Here is a 12,054-nt window from a genome sequence, read left to right on the forward strand (position 1 = left end):
AAAACCAAAAAGACTGTTGGGGTCTAGCCAGCACTTTTGACAGAATCACCCAAGGACTTCAATGCGTTAATGCTTCTTAAAAGCATTAGAATCAACAAAGCTGACTATTTGTTTGACTTTCTTTAATTTTTCAGGGTCAATCCCTTTCTCGGAATTACCGTAGCGCACACCCTTTCCCATATGTATCTCATGTACCCCGGTTTGTTCGATGAATGCTTGTAAATTCGACAGGTTCAACCCACTACCCGCCATAATCGCGATGCCCGTTCCCTCTGCATGTTCAACAAGCTTCTTGAAATGATGGATGGCCTTCGGGGCAGCGACCGCGCCCCCAGAAGTAAGTATTCGTTTGATTTGGGGAAACTGTAGCAGTCGTCTCAGTGAGGCGATTTGATCAGCCACCTCATCAAACGCTCTATGAAATGTCACATCAAGGCCTTGAACCTCTCTCAATAGACTTAGCATATTTTCTTCATCAATATGCTTTTCTTCTGTCAAAGCACCTATGACAATCCCATTCCCATTTAACTGTTTAACCCTTTTCATATCCCGATTCATCGTTTCAAAATCATTTGGATCGTACCGAAATGAAAGGGGGTGAGGTCTTATCATGACATTAACGGGGATATTCACAGCCTGAATGACTTCCTCAATCAATTCCGGTCTGGGCGTCACCCCTCCGACTTCCATACAATCAATCAGTTCAATCCGGTCTGCACCATTTTGCGCCGCAACACGTGCTTCATCCACATTCGTTGCAATGACCTCAAGTAACATAACGCTACCTCCAAAAATACTTTAGAAAATGATTAATAGTTGTCTTTTTTAAAGTATAAATTCGCAAGCTCGAAACTAAAATCCAAAGGTTCACCCGCAAATGATGACTTCGCTAATCTTACAGTGAATGGCGTGACGACGTTTTCCTTGATCTTAAGTGGCCCAATTTGAAAGGAATTGAGTTCTTTTCCTTTTATTGTATAAAACGTCTCACCCCACTGAATGCAGTACGTTTTATCGAGTGCAGCATTTCCAAACAATTCAACAAAAACATTCCCACGTTGTATTCCGAGTAAATAAGCCGTATCACGGACGACTGTCTGGTGCATACTGTTATAATTACCTTGATCACGATAGCCGTAGCCTTGATACAAATCGTTCGTTGTCAGTTGCTGTTGACCCTCTTCCAATATCACCGTCTTTTTGGGGAAGACTTCAATGCATTGATTCAATTGCACCTCAATAACGGGTAAAACAGGTTCTGTCAATACTGAAGGAAGCATGATTGACAGCGTATCCCCCTCTTGGTGCCATATCATCCCATTTGTAGTCCCTTCTTCAACTACATCTGACACATTAGCCAGTAAGCCATGGAGCAAAATTCTATTCTCCGGTCGTCTCGTCACTATGAGATACAACTTGTTATTATGAATTTTAATTTGACCCCAGGGGTGTTGATCAAACTGGGTTTCAGATGCTTCAAGAATAAATGGATGCCGCCGGATCCACTGTCCAACTTGCCGTAATACCTCCGCTTCAAATTCAACAACCGATCCGTCTCCACGCGGACCAATATTCAACAAATAGTTCCCACCACCGACGAAACCCTTAAGCAGCTCTTTAACCTTTTCATCCAAATAGTCACGCGTTTGCCATTTTCGATAACCCCAGGTCTCTTGGTACACAGAAGCGGGTGTTTGCCATGCGCCTTCTATATTGACGGACGGAACCTCGTTATCACCCAAAGTACGAAAGTCACCCATATTATTCCATACACGACTATTGATGACAGCTTCTGGCTGATATTCACGTACAATTCGAATGAATTCCTGACTTTGATCCGGCGTAGGGGATGACATATCAAACCAAATTTCACAAATCGGTCCGTAATTTGTCATCAATTCTTTAAGTTGCTTTTTTATTACACCTTCTATCGATGACGGAATCAAGTTGTTATTGTCCACATCAAACAAGTGACCCTGATGCCAATCTACCAATGAGAAATAAACCCCAAATTCCAAGCCATGACGTCGACATGCTTCCGACAATAACTTCAAAGGGTCCTTACCATAGAGCGTTTGTTTGACAACATTATAGTCTGTGGTATCTGTATCAAACATACAAAACCCATCATGATGCTTACTTGTCATGATGATATAATTCATCCCCGCTTCTTTTGCAAGTAAACAAATCTCATCCGGGTCAAAGTATTCCCCTGTAAATGATTTCGCTACATTGACATATTCCGATTCTGGGATATTCGCCCACATTTGAATTTGCTCGCTATACCCATCCTTTACAGGCTCGCCGTTCCAAACTCCACCAATTTGCGAGTACAATCCCCAATGAATGATCATGCCGTATTTTAAATTCTTCCAATAAGCCATCCTTTGGTCCTGAACCGGACTCACAATGCCGGGAATCCCTTTCATATGCTTATCATTTACAATATGATCTCGTATCCTTTGATCCGTATAATAATTACTGTCTTCCATCACATACACTCCAATCATATAAGAAAAACGCTTTGCGTCTTTCCAGAGGTCAGAGAGCCCAACAAAACACCTTCGATCTTCCGGACAATCTAAAACTTTTCTATTCCTCTACACGATAATCCAACTCATCGTACGGAAACATAGGGCGCATAATTCTTTTGTAAGAACGAACTTGTTCCATTTCTTGATCTGTTGGTCCGTTCGTCAATGACATGATACAAAACGGTGAAATCTCTTTGAAATCAGGTGAGATATACCCTTGTTTGACAACAAAAAGGTCATAATCATCGACATCCAGATTGGAATCTTTGAATTGATGTAAGTCTGTATAGCTCAATGATTCGCCCTCTACCACCAAGCTGATGGGTTTTCCGTCGATTTTTACGGTAATGGCTTCTGCCATATGAGAATTAATTTCAAATCTATTATTCACCACACCTCTGGCAACAATTTCTCCCGTCAGGTGAATGGGTTTATTTAATTCATCTAGACCCATACCAAAATGAAAATCAACCCGGTCTCCTACTTTTTTATCATAAAGCTTGTGATAACTATATTTATCTACGACACCCGCAACCAAGATGCTTTTATCATAATAATCATCTTTTTCCATCAGTTGTCTCAAAATATAGTTGCTATAGCCATCTCCACCAGCACCGCAATTATCACCTGAATCTGTCAGAAATACTGGACGACCATCATATTGCAGCGCACGATCTAAAGCTTCATTAGGATAATCGACAATCCCATGATAATGAAATTGGAATCGACGAGCCAATACAAAATCATACAAGCTGTCAGCCACTTCATTCGCATATGCAGCATATTTGTCATCATTGGGTACAACAATCGCAGAACAACCACATTTATCTCCATCATGTTCCAAATATCCTACATGAAACGAAGCAGACAATATACGAGGATCAGATTCGAGCTCATCTAGGTATTGATTGATCGATGCAACAGGCTCATCTGTCGAAACTGATCTTTCTCCTCCGATCATGATAGGAATCTTGCGATACACCGGTGTTATCTTCCGTCTATTTTGTAGCAGGTCAACCAACATTTCCGCAACCCGTCGACGTGTCTCGACTGTATCTGTATGTGGAGAATGACGATAAGTTCGAATAATGGTCGCGTTATCGGCAAAGTCTTGCGACAGGTTGCCGTGCGGATCCATACAAATGGCAATTGGCATATAAGGTCCCGTGATTTTGCGAATTTCAAATAGAATGTTGTGTTCTGCAGAATCACCTTCCAAATCCACTACTTTGCTCGCACCATGTAAATACAAATAAATCCCATCAATTTCTGCAAGATGTTCTTTCACTTTTTTCGTGAACCGTTTCAGAATAAAATCAAAAGCATCTTTTTTGATGAGACCCCCCGGATGTCCATTGGCATAAAGGCTTGGTACAACTTCGATGTCTTGATCTTCAAAAATATCACGCACGTTCATGACATCAAGACACTCTTCACCATGTTTGAAAACAAAATTTTCAAACGCCATATTTTGATAAGACCATTCATTGGATTCTGAATTAAAATGTCCGATAAGCACTTTCATGATGATGCCCCCTATCTATTTTTTCATTATTCATCTCTTGAATTTCCTAGTTTATAAAAATTATGTCAACTTTTAATACAAATGACATGCTACCTGTGAACCATCTTCTAAGGTCTGCATTTGAGGTTGAATCTTTTTGCAAATATCCATGGCCATTGGACAACGCGTATGAAACTTACAACCACTTGGTGGTTCCGCTGCATTAGGAATTTCACCTTGAAGCACAATTCGTTCCCTTTGTTTCTTTGGATGCGTCTGTGGGATAGATGAAAGTAATGCCTTTGTATACGGATGCTTTGGATCGTGAAAAAGTGTTTGCTTATCTGCAATTTCTACAATACTACCGAGATACATCACTGTGATTGTGTCGCTAATATGTTCAACGACACTTAAATCGTGTGAGATAAACAAATATGTCAAATCAAATTTTTCTTGCAAGTCTCTCAACAAATTTAAAATTTGGGCTTGTACCGATACATCGAGTGCAGAGACTGCTTCATCTAAAATCATCAATTCGGGATGTAACACTAATGCACGTGAAATCCCTATTCGCTGGCGTTGACCTCCACTGAATTGATGAGGATGTTTGTTAAGATGATGACGGCCAATCCCACATATATCCAAAGTCTCTTCTACTAACTTAAGTTGTTCCGCCTTTGACATTGTTGGATAATGAACTTTTAATGGTTCACCTACTAAATCTTTCACTTTTATCTTCGGACTAAGAGACGCATAAGGGTCCTGAAAAATCATCTGCATTGGTTGTCGATAAGAGCGCCACACATTTTCATTCTCATGTGTAAGATCTTTATCTTTGAACACAATTTTCCCCTCATCCGCTTCAATTAATCCATTCACTAACCTTGCCAAAGTGGATTTTCCGCAGCCTGATTCTCCGACGATACTCGCTGTTTCTCCTTTTTGAATTGAAAAAGAAACATCATCTATGGCTTTGACATGTGCCTTTTTGGAAAAGATTCCTTTTGATATCGGAAAATACTTTTTTAAATTTGAGATCTCTAATACCGTATCAGACGTCAACCTTCTCACTCTCCTTGCCATCCTGATTTCCCTCTCCTTGGAACAACCAACATCTATGTTGTCTGGAATCTACATCTGTCACTAATGATGGTTCCTTTTCTCTGCAAATATCCATCACATGTGGACAACGCGGAGCAAACTTACACCCCCTCGGCATCTGAGCAGGGTCCGGCACTTGTCCAGGGATCGCATAAAGTCTCGATTGATTCTCACCAATTTTTGGCATAGATTGGATTAGTCCTTCTGTATATGGATGTTTCGGATCATTGAATACTTGTGTGGTTTCTCCTTCTTCAATCACAGTACCAGCATACATCACGATAATACGATCACAGATTTCTGAGACAACCGCCAAATCATGGGTAATCATTAAAATCGTCGTATCATTCTCATCACGCAATTGTTTCATAAGTTCTAGAATTTGTGCTTGGATCGTGACATCAAGGGCTGTTGTTGGCTCATCTGCTATCAGTAATTCTGGCTTACAAGACATAGCCATAGCAATCATAACCCTTTGACACATTCCACCAGATAGTTGATGAGGATATTCATTCATGATGCTTTCGGCCCTGGGGATGCCGACTGATTTCAGCATCTCAATGGCATATTCCTTTGCTTGACTTTTACTATAATTCAAATGTAACTTGATCCCTTGAGTTAACTGCTTACCTATCTTTAGAACTGGATTCAGAGAAGTCATGGGATCCTGGAAAATCATTGACACGTTATTCCCACGAATATGACACATTTCTTTTTCCGTAAGATGCAGCAAATCTCGATCGTGGAACCATACTTCACCTTCTTGGATTTTTCCAGATGTGCCTTTTAAAAGACGCATCGCTGAAAGGGAAGTAACGCTTTTTCCGCACCCGGATTCACCTACAATTCCTACAATCTCACCTTTATTAACTTCAAGGCTCACCCCGCGCACAACTTGTGTCGTATGACTATCTGAAGTAAAGCCAACTTTGAGATTTTTAACTTTTAACAAATCTGACATGATTATCTTCCCCTTTAATCCCTTGTTTTTGGATCTAACGCATCACGTAATCCATCCCCGAACAAGTTCAACGCTAAGACTGTGATAAACACAGCAAAACCTGGAAAAAAGATAAGATGAAATGCATCTCCAATGTAATCTCTTGATGCACTGATCATCGCTCCCCATTCAGGAGAAGATGCCGGGGCTCCCAACCCAAGGAAGCTTAAACTCGCTGTGGAGATAATTGCACCACCGACATTCATGGTGATATATACAATAATGGTGGAGACCGTCTGTGGAAAGATGTGCTTAAACATGATTCTTCCCTTTTTCACACCGATGGATCTCTCAGCTTCGACAAATAATCGCTCCTTGATTTCCAATGTCTCACCACGAACAATACGAGCAAATGAAGGCGTTGAGAAAAAGGCAATAGCAATAATCACATTTCTCAAACCAGGACCCAAAATCGCAACCATACCAATTGCAAGAACCAGATCGGGAAACGCAAACAAGATATCACATGCTCTCATAATGATACGATCAACCCATTTTCCCATGAAGCCACTTAGCAAACCAAAAAAAGTTCCGGCAAGTGCTCCTAACAATACGGATGCCACACCGACGCCAAGCGAGATCCTTGCCCCATAAATCAATCTACTCAAAACATCTTTCCCAAATTGATCCGTCCCGGCTAAATGGCTCCATGAAGGACCTTCTGAGAGATGATTATAATTTACGGTTTGTGGGTCATAAGGTGCAATCCACGGACCAAAAATGACAACGAGCAACAGAAAACAGAGAAAGAAAAATGAGTATAAAGCTAAATTATTTTTTTTAAATGAATGATAAATTCTCCGAAAACTTGAATCTTTTTTCTTATTCAGATCTTGTGTATCGTTTGCTGTCAGTTCTACTTCTGACATTGTTGTCCCCCCTTAATTTGTGAGTTAAGTATGTCGTAAACACAAATCATTATTTGTAGCGAATTTTTGGGTTCAAAAAGCCATATAAGATATCAACAAGAAAATTAACAAGTATAAATTCCAAAGAAAAAATTAATAAAAGTGATTGCACCACGGGATAATCCCGAAACTGTATCGAATCAATCAACAATCTCCCCATACCAGGAAAACTAAACACAGATTCTACAACAATAGACCCGCCTAAAAGATATCCAAATTGAAGTCCTGCAATGGTGAGAACCGTTATCAAAGAATTTTTGAGGGCATGACCAAAAACGACTGTTTTTTCATTCATCCCTCTCGAGCGAGCAGTACGAATAAAATCTTCTTGTAATGTTTGTACAAGAGATGACCTTGTAAATCGAGTAATCATTGCCATAATCCCCGCACCCAAGGCAATAGACGGTAAAATATAGCCGGTCCAAGATTCAATGCCACCAGCTGGCAGAACTCCTAATACAACAGCAAATAGCTGAATCATGACTAATCCCAGCCAAAAGTTCGGAACAGATATACCTGATATCGCTGTCACCGTTCCAAAATAATCTGGCCATTTTCCTCTAAATACGGCAGAAACCACTCCCATTAATACCCCACAAACAACTGCCCATCCTATACTCAATAATGATAGAATCATTGAAGGGATAAACCGTTCACCAAATAATTGAGTGACGGATACATCTGATCTTAATGAATGGCCCAAATCACCGTGTAAAAGATCGTTCATATACATCAAATATTGTTGTAACAAAGGTTTATCCAGCCCAAGTTCTACACGAATAGCTTGAACCTCATTCAAGGTTGCATCTTTGCCAGCCATCAATCGAGCAGGATCACCAGGGATCAAATGAACGAATAAGAATATCAGAAATGAAACAGCAATGAGAAGAGGAATCAGCCCTAACAATCTTTTGATGATATATTTGCCCATAGTTTCTCCCCCCTTTTATGTACTTACGATAAGGCAACCTACCCTGCCCCATCAGTTGGTAGACTCATATAATGTCGTATGCTTAAGGCCACATGGATCAGAGGCGCGCCAGATATTTCGCTAGCGCACCTTCAGATCATCGATTCTTACTTCCAGGCAACATTTTTAATATACAAGTTCCCGTCTGCAGACCTCCATGCGCCCGTCAAGTTTTCATTCATTGCAATTTGTTGTACATCAGTTGCTAAAAACAACCATGGCGCATCATCCCAAATTATCTTTTGTACCTTATCATATTTCTTTTGTTTTTCTTCTTTTGTTTTCGCATGAAGTGCCCCTTTAATCAGCTTATCAACTTGTGGATTACTGTAGTATGCCGTATTGGCACCATTTGCTGGGAATGCACTCGTGCTAAACAGTGGATTGAGTGCATTATCTGTATTCCTGGGTGTCGATGACCAACCCACATACCACATTTGCACTTTAGAGTCTTCCGGGCTTTTAGGTTTATTAATTTTTTCTGATAAGGTACCCCGTTCGAATTGTTTGATCGTGACGTCAATATTAATTTGTTTCAACTGCTGTTTGATAAATTGCATACCTTTTTTATCTTTACTAGAATTACTCCCCCAAATTGTAGCGGAAAATCCATCTGCATATCCTGCTTCTTTCATTAACTGTTTTGCTTTTTCAAGGTTATACGCATATGGTTCTTGAGCCGTAAAATTCACATTGGTCTTTGGAAGCGGTGATGATACCTTCTTGGCAAAGCCATTTTTGACAACCTTACTATATGCCTCTTTATTGATCGCATAATTCATGGCTTTTCTCACTTTTTTACTACTGAATAGCTCTTTGCTTGTATTAATTGTTGTATAGTTCACGTAGGTAGATTCATATAAATCTACCTTGATCCCATCAGCTTTTTGCAGCTCTTTTACATTGTTAACAGGGACAGGGAAAATCACATCCAATTCGCCTGTCTTAAGCATAGCTACACGAGAACCGTTTTCCGGAATAGGCTTAAAAGTAATTTTATCAACCTTCGGATTCCCATTTTTCCAATAATTCTCATTCTTTACGACAACGACTGAAGTGCCATGATTCCATTTTTTCAACTTGAAGGGTCCTGTTCCAGTTGAAGTCTTGGCATAATTGGCACTATCAAGGGTTTTGGGATTTGCTATAGGTTTCGTACCAATTTTGCTTAAAAATTGACTATTCAATTCTTTTAAAGTGATCTTAATCTCATGATCACCCGTCACCTTCACATTTTTGATTCCACTTAAGTCTTTATAAGCATTCAACGATCCATCTGAATCCAAAATACGTTCGATATTCGCTTTCACAGCTTTTGCATTAAATGTTGTACCGTCGGTGAACTTGACCCCTTTTCTTAGTTCAAACGTATATGTCAAACCGTCATCACTAGTTTTATAATCCGTTGCTAAAAGCGGTTCCAATTCACCATCTTGATTCGGCGTAAGCAATGACTCATACATGCTATTTAACACACTAATATCAATACCAGAACTCGCATCATGAGGATCTAAGGTTTGGACATTTTCATGATACCCCACTGTGACACCATCGTGATCTTGATTTTCTGTATTACTGCTATTTCCAGTATCAGTCGTAGCTGACTTATCCCCACTTGTACAGGCAGACAACATCATCATGACAAGAACAAAAGCACTGAAACTTGCAATGAATTTTCTCATAGAATGAATCCCTCCCGTTTTACAAATTGATTCTCTTTTTTGCGACCACGTAAAATCCTGAAAAACCTCCCTCTACCAATCTTACTACTTGACTTCTAATGTCTTGGAAATCGGCATTATTTCATTAAACCAACTCCTTTTCGATACTTAAATGATTGATATATTCCCTTTGCGAATACATACTAGCGCCCAAAACAACGCCTTGTTCTCCAAGTTGCGATATTTCAATACTCGTTGAATCGCTTAATGGCGCCCATATTTTATTTCTTGACTCTTGCAAAATGCGATCGCGTATATGTGGGAATTGTTCAATCATTTTTCCTGTTAAAATCACCCGATCAGGATTGTTCATGCAAACACAACTATTCACTGTTATTGCGGCATAAGTAATCGCACGATTCAAAATATTCATCGCCCACTTATGCCCTTTTTCAGCAGCAGAACTAATTTCATGCAAACTTTGTACATTAGATTTTTTTGACGCTTCCTGAACCAAAAAACTTTCCGCAATACAGGTTTGTAAACACCCAAAGTTACCACAAGTGCATAAAATTCCATTTGGATCAACAATTGTATGACCAATTTCTCCGGCGGAATTCAATTTCCCACGGTAAATTTGATCTCCTATCATCAAAGCCGATCCAACACCACTTCCAAATCCAATCACGACCATGGAATGACTGGTTTTATTCTTGATAAATAACCGTTCAGCGTAAGCTCTAAGATTTAGCTCATTATCTATTAATACAGGAAATTCCAATTGTTCTTCTAATATTCGGAGTAACGGAACATTCTCCCATACCAGCTGCGCGGATTTGATAACGTTTCCATCTTTATGATTAACAAGACCTGGAAGCCCTACGCAAACGCCTGTGATTTTATTCTTGTCGATCTGATTTTCTTGTATTAATCGGGTAATCACTTCATTCAACTTCATCACCAAAGATTCAGGAGCTTCGCCAAGTTCTTTTCCTGTTTCTTCTGTCACGATAGCTTTTCCCAAAAAATCAAAGATACCATAGCGAACATGTCTTTCATCCAGCTCTACACCAATTGACATTAAGGAGTCAGGATTCAGTGCAAGATAAGTGGCTTTCCTCCCTACACCTGTTGTATATTGATTGGTTTCCTTGATTAAGCCTTCCTCAATTAAAAAGGACACAATCCGCGAAACTGTTGTCGGACTCATATCCGCCAACCTAGCTAATTTCGGCCGTGTAATCAAATCATAATTTTGGATCAATTCCAAAATAAGATTTTGATTTTCCTTTTTAATAAAACTTTGATTTTTTTTCATAATAACTAACAAACTCCTTCTTTAATTTCATGACTGGATGAATTAACAGTAAAAATTACATAAAATTGATATTATATACCCATTAAAAAAGATGAATACGACTTTATTTCTCCAGTGATATTATTAAATAGTTTAATAATAATATGATACGATGTCAAGTCGTTTATTGAATTTTTAATAATTTAATGGGCTGTAGTTGTGCCGCTCATTCTTCGGTCTTCTGCGGGCGCCTTTATGTGATTAATAATTTATTTTCGAAAGGTGACTTATCTAGGTTATTTCATGAATTGAGAGTTGAGATAACATAAGCCATAAGTATTAAGGCGTCTTTCTCATATAGAAATGACTTATGACCATCATGTTAATTGTTTATTTTACTAATTTAATAAGTCACACTAAGATAGGATTGAAGAAATATAAAAGGAGGTTTTTTTATGAAAAAATCCAAATTGTGGCTTCTAGCAGCATTTTTAACCACAGCTGTTATGCTTTCCGCCTGTGCGTCGGGAGGAAATGAAGGTAAACAGTCAAAAGAGGATACTAAGCAAAATCAAGGAACCGAGCAAAAGACAGAAAAAACATCATTGACAAAGGGGATCGATAAGGTCTTAACGTCCCTTCAAACATTAAACAGCACAGCTGAGTCTTCAACCAATGATGTTAAAAAAATAAATAAAAACGGTAAAGCCCTCTCAGAAAGTTGGGAGCCTATCGAGAAAAAGGTCGAAAAACACAATGCTAAAGCCTATGAAAATATTGAAAAAAGCCTTTATCCACTCATCGCGGAAGCAAAAAAAGATCATCCGGATGCCAATAAAGTGAAACAATTGATTGAAGAAACCACCAAGCAACTCAAGTCATTTAAGCAAAAGCTATCTTCATCTTCTTAGGAAGCCTTAAATAGAGACATCTGTAAAGAGGAGCAATTAGGAGGTGGTGATTACCCCCGTTCTCTCTCACCACTGTATGTACGGTTCCGTATACGGCGGTTCAATAGTTTGAGTATGCTTCTCGAGAAGTTGGTTTAAGTCCTTAAAACCAACTTTCTCGAGAATTTC

The 12,054-nt window shown here is 39.2% G+C and carries 10 protein-coding genes; 1 reads left to right on the top strand and 9 read right to left on the bottom strand.

Translation table 11 applies throughout. The annotated features are described in order from the left end of the window. Window positions 1-66: 66 nt before the first annotated feature. The 9 genes from B9Y89_RS17325 to B9Y89_RS17365 form a co-directional block, all read right to left on the bottom strand. Entirely contained in the window at window positions 67-777 is a 711-nt protein-coding gene (locus B9Y89_RS17325) for a copper homeostasis protein CutC (RefSeq protein ID WP_085524433.1), read from the bottom strand. A gap of 32 nt (window positions 778-809) precedes the next feature. Next, window positions 810-2,492: an alpha-L-fucosidase gene (locus tag B9Y89_RS17330; RefSeq protein WP_176222274.1), complete on the bottom strand. Its 1,683-nt coding sequence runs from the start codon at window positions 2,490-2,492 to the stop codon at window positions 810-812. Between the two features lie 100 nt (window positions 2,493-2,592). Next, window positions 2,593-4,059 carry a M81 family metallopeptidase gene (locus tag B9Y89_RS17335; RefSeq protein ID WP_085524435.1) on the bottom strand — a complete coding sequence of 489 codons (1,467 nt, stop codon included), beginning with the start codon at window positions 4,057-4,059 and terminating at the stop codon, window positions 2,593-2,595. Window positions 4,060-4,131: 72 nt separating this feature from the next. After that, window positions 4,132-5,100 (bottom strand): ABC transporter ATP-binding protein, encoded by a 969-nt coding sequence (locus tag B9Y89_RS17340; RefSeq protein WP_254901284.1) that lies wholly within the window; start codon window positions 5,098-5,100, stop codon window positions 4,132-4,134. After that, a complete protein-coding gene (locus tag B9Y89_RS17345) occupies window positions 5,090-6,103 on the bottom strand; it encodes an ABC transporter ATP-binding protein (RefSeq protein WP_303393587.1) in 1,014 nt (337 codons plus the stop codon). The genes B9Y89_RS17340 and B9Y89_RS17345 overlap by 11 nt, the downstream gene beginning before the upstream one ends. Window positions 6,104-6,114: 11 nt before the next feature. After that, the gene (locus tag B9Y89_RS17350) at window positions 6,115-7,008 is read right to left on the bottom strand and encodes an ABC transporter permease (protein ID WP_085524438.1); all 894 of its coding nucleotides are present in this window, start codon (window positions 7,006-7,008) and stop codon (window positions 6,115-6,117) included. Window positions 7,009-7,057: 49 nt separating this feature from the next. Beyond that, window positions 7,058-7,978, bottom strand: a complete 921-nt coding sequence (locus B9Y89_RS17355; RefSeq protein ID WP_085524439.1) for an ABC transporter permease subunit — start codon at window positions 7,976-7,978, stop codon at window positions 7,058-7,060. Window positions 7,979-8,124: 146 nt separating this feature from the next. Further along, window positions 8,125-9,699: an ABC transporter substrate-binding protein gene (locus tag B9Y89_RS17360; RefSeq protein WP_085524440.1), complete on the bottom strand. Its 1,575-nt coding sequence runs from the start codon at window positions 9,697-9,699 to the stop codon at window positions 8,125-8,127. Between the two features lie 124 nt (window positions 9,700-9,823). After that, window positions 9,824-10,996, bottom strand: a complete 1,173-nt coding sequence (locus B9Y89_RS17365) for an ROK family transcriptional regulator (RefSeq protein WP_085524441.1) — start codon at window positions 10,994-10,996, stop codon at window positions 9,824-9,826. 434 nt (window positions 10,997-11,430) lie between these two features. Here B9Y89_RS17365 and B9Y89_RS17370 point away from each other — a divergent pair, with 434 nt between their 5' ends. Further along, window positions 11,431-11,886, top strand: coding sequence for a hypothetical protein (locus B9Y89_RS17370; RefSeq protein WP_085524442.1), 456 nt, complete (start codon window positions 11,431-11,433; stop codon window positions 11,884-11,886). The last annotated feature ends 168 nt before the right edge of the window (window positions 11,887-12,054 follow it).

The organism is Tuberibacillus sp. Marseille-P3662, assembly GCF_900178005.1.
Lineage (GTDB): Bacteria > Bacillota > Bacilli > Bacillales > Sporolactobacillaceae > Marseille-P3662.